Genomic DNA, 15,446 nt, shown 5'->3' with positions numbered 1-15,446 from the left:
CCGTCGAGGCGGGGTCCGGAATGGCCGAAAAGTTCAGTCAACAGAGAGACCTGTTCGAGAGCGAGCGCAGTTTCCGGCTGTTAGTTGAGGGGGTTGCCGACTACGCCCTGTACATGCTCGACCCCAACGGGGTCATTACGAGCTGGAACATCGGCGGCGAACGCATCAAGGGTTATTCCCCCGAGGAGATCCTCGGCCAGCATTTTTCCCGTTTCTACACCGAAACCGACCGCGCCAACGGCAAGCCGGCGCGGGCGCTCGGAATCGCGCGCGAAAAGGGCCGGTACGAGGAGGAAGGCTGGCGCGTCCGCAAGGACGGTACGTTCTTCTGGGCGAGCGTCGTGATCGACCCGATCTACGAGGACGGCAGGCTGATCGGCTTCGCCAAGATCACACGCGACATCACAGAGCGCCGCAATGCCCAGCTCAAGCTCGAGGCGATGCAGAGGCAGTTGGCCGAGTCGCAGAAATTCGATGCGCTCGGGCAGCTCACCGGCGGGGTCGCCCACGACTTCAACAATCTTCTGATGATCATCAGCGGCAGCCTTCACATCCTGAAGAAGGGCGCTGCCGACGATCCCAAGCTCGAGCGAGCCATCTCGGCGATCGACACCGCGACCAAGCGCGGCGCAGCGCTGACCAACCAGCTTCTCACCTTCGCGCGGCGACAAAGCGTCAACCCGCAGGCAATTGATTTTAGCGAACGCATCGCAGCCATTCGCGAGGTGCTCGACGCGGGCGTCGGCAGCTCCGTGCGTCTCGCTTTCGAGATCGACTCCGACACCTGGCCGATCAAGGCCGACGTCTCCGAGCTCGAGACCGCGCTGCTCAACCTCGTCATCAATGCGCGCGACGCGATGCCGGACGGCGGCACGGTGACGATAGGTGCGCGCAACATCATGCTGAACGAGGCCCCCCTCATCGGCGATTTCGTCGCAATCGACGTCCGCGATACCGGGCTCGGAATTCCTTCCGATGTTCTCGACAAGATCTTCGAGCCGTTCTTCACGACCAAGCCGATCGGAAAGGGCACCGGCCTCGGCCTTTCGCAGGTCCACGGCTTCGCCCACCAGGCCGGCGGCACGGTGAAGGTCGCGAGCGAGCTCGGCAAGGGCACGACATTCACCATCGTCCTGCCGCGCGGCACAGATGTGCCGTCGCGGGAGGTACCGGAAGTGGCGTTCCGCGGCAGCGGCACGGTGCTGCTGGTCGAGGACAATCCCGACGTCGCGCTGGTCAGCATCGGTCTTCTGGAGCAGCTCGGCTACCGGGTGCGCCGTGTCGCCGATGCCGAAGCGGCATTGCGCGAGCTCGAGAGCGATGGCGTCGATTTCGTGTTCTCGGACATTGTCATGCCCGGCAAGATGGACGGCCTCAGCCTCGCCCATCACCTCCGTCAGATCCGTCCCGGCCTGCCGATCCTGCTCGCCACCGGCTACAGCGAGGTCGCCGCCGGCGTCCGCGGCGATTTCCCGATCCTGCGCAAGCCTTATGAGATCCACGAGCTGAGCGAGGCGATCGCGAAATTGCCGAGGTGAATGTTCACCGCTTACCAAGGCCAACTCGCCGTCATGGCCGGGCTTGTCCCGGCCATCCACGCCTGGACACGTGCACCAAGAACGTGGATGCCCGGGACTAGCCCGGGCATGACGATCGCTTGTGAACTATCACACCGTCGGCAGCACCGAAAATGCTTCCCCTGCCCTGCGCAAATTCAGCTCATCCACGCTTGCCGTCTCGCTGGTGACACTGTCGACGCGCGAGGATGGCGGCCCGTGGCGGCACAGCGCGACCATGTCGGCAACGTGCGTCGGCGCGCCGGCGAACAGCGCTTCCACGCTGCCGTCACGGCGGTTGCGGACCCAGCCTTCGAGGCCATACGCGGTGGCCTGAGACTCCACCCAGGCTCGATAACCGACGCCCTGCACGCGGCCGCGGACCATGACTTGGAGAATCGCCCGGCTCATGGCTTCGATCCGAGCAAATCGGCGCTGCGCGCCTTGACCGCGGCCTCGCGCGTAACGCGGGCCATCAGCTCCGACGATGCCAGGCCCTTGAGGCTTTTTGGCGCCATACCCTCGCGCAACGCCTTCTGCGTCTCGTAGACGGCTTGCGTCGCGGCGGCGATCGGCGCATGGCCCTGCAGCGCGATGCGCACGCGCTGGCCCTGGAGATAATCGAGCCCACTCAATTCCTCCGGCGCGCCGCCGAGCACGATCGGCAGCCGCGTGGCGGAGACGATGGCCTCGAGCTCGGCGCGCGACTTGATGCCGGTGAAAAACAGCGCATCGACGCCGGCGGCCTCATAAGCCTGGGCGCGGCGCACCGCATCCTCGATCGAGGTGATCGCGGCTGCGCCTGTGCGGCCCATGATGACCAGCGAGGGATCGCTGCGGCCCGCGAGCGCCGCCTTCATCTTGCCGACGCCTTCCTCCAGCGAGATCAGCTGCGCCTTCGTCTCACCGAATGCCGCGGGCAGCAGCGTGTCCTCGATGGTGAGGCCCGCCGCGCCTGCCGTCTCCAGCTCCTGCACCGTGCGGCGCACGTTCAGTGCGTTGCCATAGCCGTGATCGGCATCGACGAGCACCGGCAGCGCCGAGGCCCGCGACATCCGCCGCATCTGCTCGGCGAGCTCAGTGAGCGTGATCAGCGTGACATCGGGATCGCCGAGCACCGCGAGCGAAGCCACCGATCCGCCGAACATGCCGAGCGGAAAGCCGAGATCCTCGGCAATGCGGATCGAGATCGCATCATAGACCGAGCCGGGATGGACGCACGTCCCGCCCGACAGGATCGATCGCAGTTTCTCGCGGCGGGAACGAAAGGCCATGGTTGCCCTCCCAATTATTGCGACGCAGCCGCAACGTACTCCGTCATTGCGAGCGCAGCGAAGCAATCCAGTGTCTTTCCCTAGCGGCGGTCTGGATTGCTTCGCTGCGCTCGCAATGACGGTGAGCTTGGGGCCCGGCAAGACCCCCACTCACATCTTTTATCTTACGCAAACTCCAGGATCAGCGCGTCGACCGCGAGTGTCGCGCCGGCGCTGGCGTGGATCTTCTTCACGGTTCCGTCCTGCTCGGCGCGCAGCACGTTCTGCATCTTCATGGCTTCGACCACCGCCAGCGTCTCGCCGGCCTTGACCTCCTGCCCCTCGCTCACCGCGATCGAGACGACAAGGCCCGGCATCGGGCAGAGCAGCTTCTTGCCGCTGTCGGAGGCCGTGGTCACCGGCATCAGACGCGCGGAGGCCGCCTCGGCCTCGGTCCAGACATAGACCGGCACCTCGACGCCCTGATGCGCGAGGCGGATGCCGTTGGCGATCGGGCGGGCCTGCACGGCCACGAACTGACCGTCGATGGTGCCCTGCCAGACCGGATCGCCCGGCTTCCACGGCGACTGCAACAGATGCGTGTTGCCGGCCTTGCCGTCGGCGTCGATGAAGCGGATCGCGATCGCCTCGCCTTCGCGCGCGACCTCGAGCAGGATCTCCTGGCGGTCGAGCCAGACCGCGCGACGCCGCTCGCGCTGCACGACGCGGCCGCCCATCTGGCCGGAAATCTGCCGCTTGCGCGCTCCGAGCACGTGATCGATCGCGGCGCCGACCGCGGCGATGCGACGCGCGACCTCGCCCTCGGGCACACGCACCGCAAAACCCTTGGGGAATTCCTCGGCGATGAAGCCGGTCGAGAGCCGTCCCTCGCGCCAGCGCGGATGATGCATCAAGGCCGACAGGAACGGGATGTTGTGGCGGATGCCATCGACATAGAACGAGTCCAGTGCAGTCGCCTGCGCCTCGATCGCCGCCGCGCGCGAGGGCGCATGGGTAACGAGCTTGGCGATCATCGGATCGTAGTGGATCGAGATCTCGCCGCCCTCCTGCACGCCAGTATCGTTGCGGATGGTGATGCCGTCGTGGCTCGCTTCCGCCGGCGGACGATATTTCACCAGGCGTCCGATCGAGGGCAGGAAGTTGCGGAACGGATCTTCGGCGTAGAGGCGCGATTCCACCGCCCAGCCGGTCAGCGTGACGTCCTTCTGCGCGATGGCGAGCTTCTCGCCGCTCGCGACGCGGATCATCTGCTCGACGAGATCGATGCCGGTGACGAGCTCGGTGACGGGATGCTCGACCTGGAGGCGAGTATTCATCTCAAGGAAGTAGAAGCTCTTGTCCTGGCCTGCGACGAACTCGACCGTGCCGGCGGAATCGTAGTTCACGGCCTTGGCCAGCGCGACCGCCTGCTCGCCCATCTTGCGGCGGGTCGCCTCGTCCAGCAGCGGCGACGGCGCTTCCTCGATGACCTTCTGGTTGCGGCGCTGGATCGAGCATTCGCGCTCGCCGAGATAGATCACGTTGCCGTGCTTGTCGCCCAGCACCTGGATCTCGATGTGGCGGGGATCGACGATGAACTTCTCGACGAAGACGCGGTCATCGCCGAACGAGGCCTTCGCCTCCGCCTTGGCGAGGTTGAAGCCCTCGGCAACCTCGGCCTTGGAGTGGGCGATGCGCATTCCCTTGCCGCCGCCGCCGGCGGAGGCCTTGATCATGACGGGGTAGCCGATCTCGTCGGCGATCCGCACCGCGTGCTTGTCGTCCTCGATGACGCCGAGATAGCCCGGCACGGTCGAGACTTTTGCTTTTGCGGCGGCCTTCTTGGACTCGATCTTGTCACCCATTGCGGCGATCGCGCCGGGATTCGGGCCGACGAAAACGATTCCTGCGGCCTCCAGCGCCCGCGGAAACGCCTCGCGCTCGGACAGGAAGCCGTAGCCGGGATGCACAGCCTCGGCGCCCGTCTTCCGGCAGGCCTCCACGATCTTCTCGATCACCAGGTAGCTCTCGGCCGCGGCCGGCGGGCCGATCAGCACCGCCTCATCGGCCATCTCGACATGGAGGGCATCGCGGTCGGCCTCGGAATAGACCGCGACCGTCTGAATTCCCATCTTGCGGGCAGTCTTGATGACCCGGCAGGCGATTTCGCCGCGATTGGCGATCAGAATGCGTTTGAACATGCTTTTCTTGAGTCTCGACCTTGGGCGGGACCCTTCCCTGGCCGTTGGGGCCTTTGGGAGGGGCCGTGTGGCTCCCGTGGTACATCAAAATGGGCCGGAGGCAACGGTCTAAATCGGGCCGCCTTTGGCGTACCAGCGCAAGACCGAAATGCGCCGGGCGCGCCCGCCGTGCGGCATCCCTAGGGCTTCCCGACCTTGGCCGCGTCCCGGACCAGGTCATGAATGAAGCCCAGCTTGCCGACCACCGCGGGCGACAGGATGAAAGGATAGAGGTCGCGCAGGCCCATGGCGCGGTTGACGCTGTTCATGGCGAAGGTGAAGGGCAGCCATGCGTTGACCAGCACCTCGACATCTCTCGCCTCGTACGGGTTGAAGCGGATGCGCGCCGTCAGCTCCCCGTCGCGGTCGACCTTGGGACGCACCTCCATGCCGAACTCGGCGGCCATTTCCAGGGCATCGACGATGTGGAGGTAATGCGCCCATGTCTCGGCAAAATCCTCCCACGGATGCGTCGTGGCATAGGCCGAGACGTAGTTCTGCTGCCAGTCCGGCGGCGCGCCCTCGGCATAATGGCGCTGCAGTGCCTGGCCGTAATCGGCGCTATCGTCGCCGAAGACGGCGCGGCACTGGTCGAGCTTGCCGCCATCGCGCACCAGAACATCCCAGAAGTAATGTCCGACCTCGTGGCGGAAATGCCCGAGCAGCGTCCGGTAGGGCTCTCCCATCTCGAGCCGGCGCCGCTCGCGCTCGATGTCGTCGGCCTCGGTCAGCGCGATCGTGATCAGGCCGTTGTCATGGCCGGTCATGACCTTCTCGCCGCTGTGCGGATCGTCGGCGAGGAAGTTGAAGATCAGGCCATGCTCGGGATTGTCCTGGCGGGTCTGGAGCGGCAGCTTCCAGCGGATCAGGGAATAGAACAGCCGGTGCTTGGCCACCTCCAGCTCGCGCCAGCCGGCGAGCTGCGCCGGATCCGAAAGGTTTGGCACTGTCCCATTGTGGCGGCAGGCGCGGCAATAGCCGGTGCTATCGCCTGCGTCGGTCAGCCAGTTGCAGGCGTCGTACTCGGCATTCCGGCACAGCATCCGGCTCTCGCCCTTGTCGGCGAGGATGCTCCAGGCCTCTCCGTCGGCCTCAATCGCCGACATCGTCTCCTTCTCTGGCAGGAAGGCGATCCGATGGCCGCAGCGTTCGCAGGCGCGGTTCTCGAAATAAAGGACGTTGCCGCAGGCCTGGCAGATAAAGAGCTTCAAGATTTAGCCTCGTGGGAAAGGAAAGCTTATGAGCGCGCTGGTACGTCGCGACGACGCCTCAATCCGCCGATCGTTCCAGTATTCGGAACAAATTGCCATACCGGACGTTACCACCGCGTACTTCTCCGCGTTCAGGCGCGCGCCCCCATTTCCCGGCACCACCTGCCCTCTAAACAATGGCCATCACGCTCCGTCTGTGTGAATATCGGTCCGGCACGTGCGCACCTGCATGACAACGGCCGATGCCTTGAACGATCCCTTGCCCGAGACCATCGCCGCCGAAAGGTTGCGCCAGCACCTCGAAGACGTCGCGCGCGAGCGCGACAACGCCTATCGCGCGCTGCAAGAGCGCGAGGCCGAGCTGGCGCGCATCCAGCGCATCGGCAAGGTCGGCGGCGTCGAGGTCGATTTCCGCGAAGGCTTCAAGAACCGACGTTCGCCCGAATATCTGATGATCCACGGCCTTCCGCCGGAAGCCGCCGAGGAGTCGCACGAGGATTGGGTCAACCGTATCCATCCCGACGACCGCGACGCCACCGTCAAGCATTTCTTCGAAGCGCTCGCCGGAGCGAGCGAAGACTATAGCGCCGAATACCGCATCGTCCGCCCCAGCGACGGCGAGACCCGCTGGATCCGCGTAGTCGCAAAGATCGAGCGCGACAAGGACGGCCGCGCCATCCGGCTCGTCGGCGCTCATATCGACATCACCGATCAGGCGCTGGCGCGCGAGACGCTGCGCGAAAGCGAGGAGCGCTTCCGGCTGATCGCCGACAGCGCGCCGGTGCCGATCTGGGTCACCAAGCTCGACCGCAAGCGGTCCTTCGCCAACCAGGCCTATGTCGATTTCGTCGGCCTGCCCTACGACCAGGCCATCGACTTCGATTGGCGCAAGGTGCTGCATCCCGACGACCTGCCGCACGTGCTGCAGCAATCCGTGCAGGGTGAAGCGTCCCTCAAACCCTTCGTGCTGGAAGCGCGCTACAAAAACGCCGGCGGCGAATGGCGCTGGCTGCGCTCGGAATCGCAGCCGCGCTGGGATGCGACAGGCAAGCATATCGGCTTCATCGGCGTCGCCCACGATATCACCGTCGCCAAGCAGGCGGAGATCGAGCTCCGGCAACTCAACGAGACGCTGGAAGAGCGCATCGCCCAGCGCACCGCCGAGCTCGAAGCCAACGAGGCGCGGCTGCGCGCGATCCTGGAGACCAGCAATCAGTATCAGGGCCTGGTCAATCTCGAGGGCCAGCTGGTCTACGCCAACAAGACCGCGCTCGCCGGCATCAAGGCGAATTCCGCGGACGCGGTCGGAAAGCCGTTCTGGGACACACCCTGGTTCACCGGCACGGAGGGCATGAGTGCCGCCGTGCGCGAGGCCTTCGACACCGTGCTCAAGGGCGAACCCGTGCGGCTGGAGATGCGCCTGCGCCTTCCGATCGGCGAGCGCGATTTCGACTTCGGCATGCGCCCCGTGCTCGACCGCCACGGCAACATCACCGGCGCCGTGCCCGAGGCGGTGGACATCACCGAGCGTCGCCGCGGCGAGGAAGCGCTGCGGCAGTCGCAGAAGATGGAGGCGATCGGCCAGCTCACCGGTGGCGTCGCGCATGACTTCAACAATCTCCTCACCATCATTCGTTCCGCGACCGATTTCCTGCGCCGGCGCGAGCTGCCGGAGGAGCGCCGCCGACGCTACGTCGATGCCATCTCCGAGACGGTCGAGCGCGCCTCCAAGCTGACCGCTCAGCTTCTGGCCTTCGCGCGCCGGCAGCCGCTGAAGCCGCAGATCTTCAACGTCGGCAGCCAGGTCGAGGGCGTGGCGCAGCTGGTGCGGCCGCTGGTCGGCGCCCGCATCGATATCGCCGTGGAGCTTCAGGATGCCGATTGCTTCACGGTGGCCGACATCGCCCAGTTCGAGACCGCGCTGATCAACCTCGCCATCAACGCCCGCGACGCCATGGATGGCGAAGGCCGCCTCACCATCGCCGTGCGCAAGGTCTCGGGAATACCGAGCCTGCGCGCACAATCGGCGCGCCGCGGCGACTATGTCGCGATCTCCGTCACCGACACCGGCAGCGGCATCGCGCCGGAACATCTCGACTCGATCTTCGAGCCGTTCTTCACCACCAAGGAGGTCGGCAAGGGCACCGGCCTCGGGCTCAGCCAGGCCTTCGGGTTCGCAAAGCAGTCCGAGGGCGACATTGCGGTGACGAGCACGCAAGGTGAAGGTACCACCTTCACCATCTACCTGCCGCAGGCGCAAAGCCCCATCACGGAGAAGGAAGCCGCGGCCCTGAGCCACGAGGCGGCCACGACCGGGCGTGGCTATCGCGTGCTCGTGGTCGAGGACGACGACGAGGTCGGCCGCTTCTCCACCGAGCTCCTGGAGGATCTCGGCTATGTCGTCCGTCGCGTCGCCAATGCCAACGCGGCGCTGGCGATCCTCGGCGAGAATGAATTCGCCGTGGACCTCGTGTTCTCCGACGTCATCATGCCCGGCATGAACGGGGTCGAGCTCGCCGGCATCATCCGCGAGCGCTATCCGGGCCTGCCCGTGGTGCTCACTTCCGGCTACAGCAACGTGCTGGCCGAGAACGCCCACCGCGGATTCGAGCTGATCCAGAAGCCGTATTCGGTCGAGTCGCTCTCGCGAATCCTGCGCAAGGCGATCATGGAGAAGTTATCGGTGGCAAGGTGAGCGTGGGGTTCTCGCCAAGGTGCCACATACTCCGTCATTGCGAGCGCAGCGAAGCAATCCAGACTGTTACCGCGGCAAGACTCTAGGGGAAGACAGCCGTTCCCGCATCGGTTATCGATGCCGAATGACTGACCGAATCTCAAGGACTGACCGTGCCGTCTGACGCCATCTGGGCCTGGAGCATCATCGCCGTCGCGACCGCCTGCGTCATCATCCGGCCCTTATCCCTGCCCGAAGCGATATGGGCCGCTATCGGCGCGAGCGCCCTGGTGCTATCAGGCCTGCTGCCATGGCAGGACGCGCTTGTCGGCATCGAGAAAGGCCTCGACGTCTATCTCTTCCTAATCGGCATGATGCTGATCGCCGAGCTCGCGCGGCTCGAAGGCTTGTTCGACTATCTCGCCGCGCTTGCGGTGGAATACGCACGTGGCTCGCCGCAGCGGCTGTTCCTGCTGATCTATCTCGTCGGCACGCTCGTGACCGTGCTGCTCTCCAACGATGCGACCGCGATCGTGCTGACGCCGGCCGTCTATGCCGCAACGCGCGCAGCCGGCGCGAAGCCGCTGCCTTATCTGTTCGTCTGCGCCTTCATCGCCAATGCCGCGAGCTTCGTGCTGCCGATCTCCAACCCCGCCAACCTCGTCGTGTTCGGCGCGCGCATGCCGCATCTGACGGAATGGCTGCGCCTGTTCGCCTTGCCCTCGGCGGCGTCGATCCTGCTGACCTACATCGTGCTGCGCCTGACCCAGCACCGCGCGCTGAAGGAAGAGACGATCGCGCACAGCGTGCCGCATCCCAAGCTCAGCCGCGGCGGCAAGCTCACCGCAATAGGCATCGTCGCGATCGGCGTCGTGCTGGTCACCGCGTCTGCGCTGGACAAGCAACTGGGCCTGCCGACCTTCATTTGCGGCGTGGTGACAGCCGCTCTCGTGCTGCTGCTCAGCCGCCAGTCACCACTGCCTATGCTCAGGGGCGTATCGTGGAGCGTGTTGCCGCTCGTCGGCGGGCTCTTCGTCATGGTGGAGGCGTTGATCAAGACCGGCGTGATCGGGCAGCTCAGCGCGTTGCTGCACCAGGCGGTGGCTCAATCGGTCCCGCAGGCGGCCTGGAGCGTCGGTATTGCCACCGCGCTCGCCGACAACATCGCCAACAACCTTCCGGTCGGCCTCGTCGCCGGCTCGGTCGCCGCCAGCGATCATCTGCCCGCGCCCGTGGTCAGCGCCATCCTGATCGGCGTCGATCTCGGCCCCAATCTGTCGGTCACCGGCTCGCTCGCAACAATCCTCTGGCTGGTGGCGCTCCGGCGGGAGAAGATCGAGGTCGGTGCCTGGCCGTTCCTCAAGCTCGGCTTCCTGGTGACGCCGCCGGCCCTGATCGCGGCATTGGCGGCTGCAATCTGGTGAGAGATCGCCCGTGCGCTCGAGCCCTACAAGCCGGCCTGGTACCAAAACCCGATGGAAGGACCCGGCCTTGGCGTCGACCTCCTGCTTCCGTTTTCGAGCGCACCGATCTACCGTGCGCCGCTCCAACGTCTGAGGAATTCTTGAGATGAGCACTTCCCTCTTCGATCTCTCCGGCCGCACCGCGCTCGTGACCGGCTCGTCCCGCGGTCTCGGCCGCGCCATCGCCGAAGGCATGGCCAAGGCCGGCGCGAAGATCATCATCAACGGCGTCGATCCTGAGCGAGTCGAGCAGGCCGTCGCCGAGTTTCGCAGCGCGGGCCATCAGGCCGAAGGTGCCGCCTTCAACGTCACCGATGAGCCCGCAATCGTCGCCGCCTTCAACGAGTTCGACAAACAAGGCCTCGCCGTCGATATCCTCGTCAACAATGCCGGCATCCAGCACCGCAAGCCGCTGGTGGAGTTCACCACCGACGAATGGCGCAAGGTGATCGAGACCAATCTCACAAGCGCCTTCGTGATCGGCCGCGAGGCGGCCAAGCGCATGATCCCGCGCAAGCACGGCAAGATCATCAATATCGGCTCGCTCGGCAGCGAGCTCGCCCGCCCCACCATTGCGCCCTACACCGCGGCCAAGGGCGGCATCAAGAACCTGACCCGATCGATGGCGGTGGAATGGGCCCAGCACGGCATCCAGGCCAATGCGATCGGCCCCGGCTACATGCTCACCGACATGAACGAGGCGCTGGTCAACAACACCGATTTCAACAATTGGCTGATGGGCCGCATCCCCTCCAAGCGCTGGGGCAAGCCGGATGAGCTGGTGGGCGCCGCGATCTTCCTCGCCTCGGATGCCGCCACCTACGTCAACGGCCAGATCATCTATGTCGATGGCGGCATGATCGCCGCGATGTGACCGCCAAGACTATGAAGGAGCAAGCCATGCGCGCCGTCGTCATCCACGCCCCGAAGGACCTACGGATCGACAACTATGCCGATCCCGCCCCCGGCCCTGGCGAGGTCCGCGTCAAGATCGCCAATGGCGGAATCTGCGGCTCCGATCTGCACTACTATCATCACGGCGGCTTCGGTGTCGTGCGGATTCAGCAACCGATGGCCCTGGGTCACGAGATCGCCGGCATCGTCGCTGACGTCGGTGACGGCGTCGCCAATGTCAGGCCGGGCACGCGCGTCGCGGTCAACCCGAGCAAGCCGTGCGGGGCTTGCCTGCATTGCCAGGAAGGCATGCGCAACCAGTGCCTCGACATGCGCTTCCTCGGCAGCGCGATGCGCTTTCCCCATGTGCAGGGCGGCTTTCGCGAGTTCATCACGATCGACGCGACGCAGGCCGTGCCGATCTCAGACAAGCTGTCGCTGGCGGAAGCCGCGGTCGCCGAGCCGCTTGCGGTGTGCCTGCATGCCGGCAAGCAGGCCGGTCCCCTGCTCGGCAAGCGCGTGCTGATCACCGGCTGCGGTCCGATCGGCGCGCTGATGATTTTGGTCTCGCGCTTCGGCGGCGCGTCGGAGATCGTTGTCACCGATGTGGCCGACGCCCCGCTCGCGGTCGCGAAAAAGCTCGGCGCCACGCATGCCATCAACGTCGCGACCAATGCCACTGCGCTCGATTCCTGGCGCGCCGGCAAGGGCGTGTTCGACACGCTGTTCGAGGCCTCCGGCAACCAGGCCGCGCTCCGCACCGCGCTCGACGTGCTGAGGCCCGGCGCGACGCTGGTGCAGCTCGGCCTCGGCGGCGAGATGACGCTGCCGATCAACTCCATCGTCGCCAAGGAATTGCAGCTGCGCGGCACATTCCGCTTCGATCCCGAGTTCGAGCTGGCGGTGCGCCTGATGGGCGAAGGCCTGATTGACGTCAAGCCGCTAATCACGGCCACCATGCCGTTCGAGAACGCGGTCGCCGCCTTCGAGCTCGCCAGCGACCGCGCGCAGTCGATGAAGGTCCAGCTTACCTTCTAGGCGCGTCGTTGGCCTGTTGCCCCTCGATCAGCCGGTCGGTGACCAGCCGCACGGCCCCGCGCTTCCACGAATAGTCCGCGCCCATGCGCAGTCCGCTGTCGCCGCGCGCCAGCACCGCGCCTGTCCTGGCATCGCGCACCTGGAAACCAAGCGTGTATTCGGTGCGGCTGACGCGGCGCACCACGCCGATCAGTGATTGGTCCGCGCCGAGCTTGCGCGCAATGGAGGCCTCGCAGCCGCCGCAATCCCGCAAAGCGCCGGCCTTCCCCGCCTCTGCGCCGACCTCGACGATGCGGTAACGGCCGGATTGGCCGAGCGCCTCGCGCACACCGCCAGTGACCTCTGCGAGATAAGACGCATCTGACGCAGCAGATGCCCCCGCTGAGGCGGCCGTCATGTCCTCGAGCTCGAAATCGAACACGGCCAGCGCGACCGGCGCAGGCGCGCCGAGCGCGGCCATGATCTCGCGGGACACGAACATCTGGGCGCGCTCCCATGCTTGGTCATTGTCGCCGCGGAAGCTGTAGAGCTTGTCCAGCACGAGCGTCTTGGCGCCGACGTCGATCACGGCGACCTTGGCCCATTGCACCAGCGTGCTCGTCTTCTGAATGCCGCCGACCACCTTGAACACCGCTCCGTCCTGGGCGGATCGCACCAAGCGGTAGCGCTGGTCTGCCTCAATGTCCCTTCGAAGCGCGGCCATGAACGCCGCCAGCCGCCGCTCGTGGGCCGCGGTCTGGTCGGTCGGCTCGCCCGAAGTATCGGTGTAGCTGAAATCGTCCATGGCGACGCCGATGGCGGCCTGCGCAGCGAGGGGCGAGCAAGAGAGGACGAGGAGGAGACAGGCAGAGAGAACCAGCCGGCAGCGGTGCATGAACGGACCTCGTGGATGCAACGCAAATCTGGATGGGCCGCCTGAGGCCCCGCAGCTGCCACTATCCCGACCAATGCCGGGAAATTTTCACGACATTGCGGTGCGGCAAGTCGGGAACGCTTCCCGCCGCCGGCGTTCTGCCCTTTAATGAGGCGCGACAAGCCCGTTCGCACCAGGTGCAAGCCGATGTGGAATCGCCCGAGATTCGATCTCAAGGTCCGTCTGACGCTGCGCGTGGCCGCGATCTCGGCTGCCTGCTTCGCCGTGATCTCGACCTATTTCCTCGTCGCCGCCGATAACGCCGCGCATGCGCGGATCGACGGGATCGCCGCCATCGTGGCCAAGACGCTGGAGCTGCAGCAAGGCAAGGTGCAATGGGGGGCGAGCGCCCGCTCGGACTTTCCGGACCTCGACCCGGTGTCGGCCCATGTGATGACGCCCGGCCTCTGCCTCGGCTTCCGCAGCGCGAGCGGCGACATGCTGCAGCGCTTCTGTAGCGGCGCGCCTGCCCCGGCGAGCCCGCCGCCGCAAGCCTTCTCCGCCTTCTATCGCAGCCTGTTCGACCCCGGCCGCGAGGCGGCGCGGCCCGTGATCGTGCGCGGAACCAAGCTCGGCGAGACCGTGGTCTCGATCGATCCGGCGGTGCAGACGGCGGAGGCCTGGCACGAGGCCGGCCGCCTGATGATCGCGCTTGCGATCGCGCTGCCGCTGCTCTGTGCGCTGGTCTATGCCGCACTGGCCCGCGCTCTGCGGCCCACCCGCATGATCGGCAGCGGCCTCGAACGCATCGCCGCCGGCGACCTCACCACGCGGCTGCCGCCGTTCGATCTCGCCGAGCTCTCCGCTATCCGCGACGTCTTCAACCACCTCGCCGAAAGCCTCGACACGGCGCTTGCCGAGCGCAACGAGCTGACGCGGAAGCTGATCGCGCTCCAGGACGAGGAGCGCCGCCATCTCGCCCGCGAACTGCACGACGAATTCGGCCAGTCCCTCGCCGCGATCCGCGCGCTGGCCGCATCCGCCCGCCAGACTGCGGCGCAGGACTGTCCCGACCTGCTCAGCGAATGCGACAGCATTGCCCGCACCGCGACCGGCATGATGGAGACGCTGCGCGGCGCACTGTTCCGGCTGCGGCCGCCCGATGTCGACGAACTCGGCCTCGTCGCCAGCCTCGAAGGTCTGGTCTCGGGGTGGAACGGCCGCAGCCGCGGCCAGCCCCGCTTCGAGATCCGGTTCGACGGCGCCTTCGACAGCGTGCCCGCCGACGTCAGCGCCAATCTCTATCGGATCGTGCAGGAGGCGCTCACCAATGCGGCCAAGCATGCCGGCGCAACAAGGGTCAGCCTGCATCTGACGGCGACCGGAAGCGAGATTGCCCTCGTGGTCGAAGACGACGGCCGGCCGAACGAGGCTTCGGCCAAATCGGGCATGGGCCTGCTCGGCATGCGCGAGCGCGTCGCCGCGCTTCGCGGCCGGCTCAGCTTCGAGACCAGCCCAGAGGGCTCCTCGCTGCGCGTATTTATTCCGCTCGCGGCTGCCGCGTCTGAGGCCCTGGAGCACGCGGCATGAGTGCGGCGGATGCGACCATCCTGCTGGTCGACGACCATTCCGTCGTCCGCGAGGGCTATCGCTCGGTGCTGCAGAAGCAGCCGGGCCTGCGCGTCGTCGCTGAGGCGGCCGACGGAGCGGAAGCCTATCGCCTCTACAAATCCGAGACGCCCGATCTCGTCATCATGGACCTCAGCATGCCCGGCATCGGCGGCATCGAGGCCGTCAGGCGGATCCGGCAGTGGGACAAGGCGGCGCGAATCCTCGTTTTCACCATGCACGAGAATGCCGGCTTTGCCGTGCAGGCGATCCGCGCCGGTGCACGGGGTTACGTGACCAAGACCAGCCCGCCCGAGACCTTGGTGCGCGCGGTCAAGGACGTGCTCGCCGGCAAGATTGCCATCAGCCCTGACATCGACCACGAGCTTGCGCTGAGCCGCATCAGCGGCGAAACCTCCGCCGCCGACGTCTTGACGCCGCGCGAATTCGAGGTGCTGCGGTTGCTGCTCGCCGAGAACACGACGGAGGAGATCGCCGAGACGCTGCATGTCAGCCCGAAGACGGTGGCGAACCTGCACTCGCTGATCAAGGACAAGCTCGGCGTCGGCTCCGACATCGAGCTGGTCCGCCTGGCGCTGCGCCAGGGCATCTTGACCGAGGTCGATCTCGGCGAAGCCTGATCGCGGCGTCGCCGC

12 protein-coding genes are annotated in these 15,446 nt (G+C 66.2%); 7 read left to right on the top strand and 5 right to left on the bottom strand.

Annotated features, from left to right (window positions below):
- The first annotated feature begins 20 nt into the window (after window positions 1-20).
- Window positions 21-1,538, top strand: a complete 1,518-nt coding sequence (locus ABIA45_RS05500; protein ID WP_404651295.1) for an ATP-binding protein — start codon at window positions 21-23, stop codon at window positions 1,536-1,538.
- Between the two features lie 129 nt (window positions 1,539-1,667).
- Here ABIA45_RS05500 and ABIA45_RS05495 read toward each other — a convergent pair whose 3' ends face one another.
- The 4 genes from ABIA45_RS05495 to ABIA45_RS05480 form a co-directional block, all read right to left on the bottom strand.
- On the bottom strand, window positions 1,668-1,967 hold the full coding sequence (locus ABIA45_RS05495) for an acylphosphatase (protein ID WP_157280453.1): 300 nt from the start codon (window positions 1,965-1,967) through the stop codon (window positions 1,668-1,670).
- Entirely contained in the window at window positions 1,964-2,830 is an 867-nt protein-coding gene (locus tag ABIA45_RS05490) for an oxaloacetate decarboxylase (protein WP_271544361.1), read from the bottom strand. Before ABIA45_RS05490 ends, ABIA45_RS05495 begins: the two co-directional genes overlap by 4 nt.
- Before the next feature lie 164 nt (window positions 2,831-2,994).
- On the bottom strand, window positions 2,995-5,010 hold the full coding sequence (locus ABIA45_RS05485) for an acetyl/propionyl/methylcrotonyl-CoA carboxylase subunit alpha (protein ID WP_271544363.1): 2,016 nt from the start codon (window positions 5,008-5,010) through the stop codon (window positions 2,995-2,997).
- 179 nt (window positions 5,011-5,189) lie between these two features.
- Window positions 5,190-6,260, bottom strand: a complete 1,071-nt coding sequence (locus ABIA45_RS05480) for a putative zinc-binding metallopeptidase (RefSeq protein ID WP_271544365.1) — start codon at window positions 6,258-6,260, stop codon at window positions 5,190-5,192.
- Between the two features lie 217 nt (window positions 6,261-6,477).
- Here ABIA45_RS05480 and ABIA45_RS05475 point away from each other — a divergent pair, with 217 nt between their 5' ends.
- From ABIA45_RS05475 to ABIA45_RS05460, 4 genes are all read left to right on the top strand, one after another.
- Window positions 6,478-8,955 carry a PAS domain-containing sensor histidine kinase gene (locus tag ABIA45_RS05475; protein WP_271544367.1) on the top strand — a complete coding sequence of 826 codons (2,478 nt, stop codon included), beginning with the start codon at window positions 6,478-6,480 and terminating at the stop codon, window positions 8,953-8,955.
- A gap of 152 nt (window positions 8,956-9,107) precedes the next feature.
- The gene (locus ABIA45_RS05470; protein WP_271544369.1) at window positions 9,108-10,358 is read left to right on the top strand and encodes an arsenic transporter; all 1,251 of its coding nucleotides are present in this window, start codon (window positions 9,108-9,110) and stop codon (window positions 10,356-10,358) included.
- Window positions 10,359-10,503: 145 nt separating this feature from the next.
- The gene (locus ABIA45_RS05465; protein WP_404651292.1) at window positions 10,504-11,271 is read left to right on the top strand and encodes a glucose 1-dehydrogenase; all 768 of its coding nucleotides are present in this window, start codon (window positions 10,504-10,506) and stop codon (window positions 11,269-11,271) included.
- 26 nt (window positions 11,272-11,297) lie between these two features.
- Window positions 11,298-12,329 carry an L-idonate 5-dehydrogenase gene (locus tag ABIA45_RS05460; RefSeq protein ID WP_404651290.1) on the top strand — a complete coding sequence of 344 codons (1,032 nt, stop codon included), beginning with the start codon at window positions 11,298-11,300 and terminating at the stop codon, window positions 12,327-12,329.
- On the opposite strand, the gene ABIA45_RS05455 is transcribed toward ABIA45_RS05460, so the two are convergent.
- Window positions 12,319-13,203, bottom strand: coding sequence for a DUF2380 domain-containing protein (locus ABIA45_RS05455; protein WP_404651288.1), 885 nt, complete (start codon window positions 13,201-13,203; stop codon window positions 12,319-12,321). The two genes, ABIA45_RS05460 and ABIA45_RS05455, sit on opposite strands and share 11 nt — an antisense overlap.
- A gap of 186 nt (window positions 13,204-13,389) precedes the next feature.
- Between ABIA45_RS05455 and ABIA45_RS05450 the strand changes: the two genes are divergently transcribed.
- Together ABIA45_RS05450 and ABIA45_RS05445 are read left to right on the top strand one after the other, a co-directional pair.
- Window positions 13,390-14,772, top strand: a complete 1,383-nt coding sequence (locus ABIA45_RS05450; protein WP_404651286.1) for a histidine kinase — start codon at window positions 13,390-13,392, stop codon at window positions 14,770-14,772.
- Window positions 14,769-15,431, top strand: coding sequence for a response regulator transcription factor (locus tag ABIA45_RS05445; RefSeq protein ID WP_157280462.1), 663 nt, complete (start codon window positions 14,769-14,771; stop codon window positions 15,429-15,431). Before ABIA45_RS05450 ends, ABIA45_RS05445 begins: the two co-directional genes overlap by 4 nt.
- The last annotated feature ends 15 nt before the right edge of the window (window positions 15,432-15,446 follow it).

The organism is Bradyrhizobium sp. USDA 336, from assembly GCF_044908355.1.
GTDB classification, from domain to species: Bacteria; Pseudomonadota; Alphaproteobacteria; order Rhizobiales; family Xanthobacteraceae; genus Bradyrhizobium; species Bradyrhizobium yuanmingense.
Note: the sequence above shows the minus strand (reverse complement) of the source record. Positions and strands in the feature narration are given on the sequence as shown.

Excerpts from the sequence above, each read along its gene's own strand:
- ABIA45_RS05490 (WP_271544361.1), bottom strand. The coding sequence starts at position 2,830 with ATGGCCTTTCGTTCCCGCCGCGAGAAACTGCGATCGATCCTGTCGGGC.
- ABIA45_RS05485 (WP_271544363.1), bottom strand. The coding sequence starts at position 5,010 with ATGTTCAAACGCATTCTGATCGCCAATCGCGGCGAAATCGCCTGCCGG.
- ABIA45_RS05445 (WP_157280462.1), top strand. The coding sequence starts at position 14,769 with ATGAGTGCGGCGGATGCGACCATCCTGCTGGTCGACGACCATTCCGTC.
- ABIA45_RS05500 (WP_404651295.1), top strand. The coding sequence starts at position 21 with ATGGCCGAAAAGTTCAGTCAACAGAGAGACCTGTTCGAGAGCGAGCGC.
- ABIA45_RS05455 (WP_404651288.1), bottom strand. The coding sequence starts at position 13,203 with ATGCACCGCTGCCGGCTGGTTCTCTCTGCCTGTCTCCTCCTCGTCCTC.
- ABIA45_RS05460 (WP_404651290.1), top strand. The coding sequence starts at position 11,298 with ATGCGCGCCGTCGTCATCCACGCCCCGAAGGACCTACGGATCGACAAC.
- ABIA45_RS05495 (WP_157280453.1), bottom strand. The coding sequence starts at position 1,967 with ATGAGCCGGGCGATTCTCCAAGTCATGGTCCGCGGCCGCGTGCAGGGC.
- ABIA45_RS05450 (WP_404651286.1), top strand. The coding sequence starts at position 13,390 with ATGTGGAATCGCCCGAGATTCGATCTCAAGGTCCGTCTGACGCTGCGC.
- ABIA45_RS05465 (WP_404651292.1), top strand. The coding sequence starts at position 10,504 with ATGAGCACTTCCCTCTTCGATCTCTCCGGCCGCACCGCGCTCGTGACC.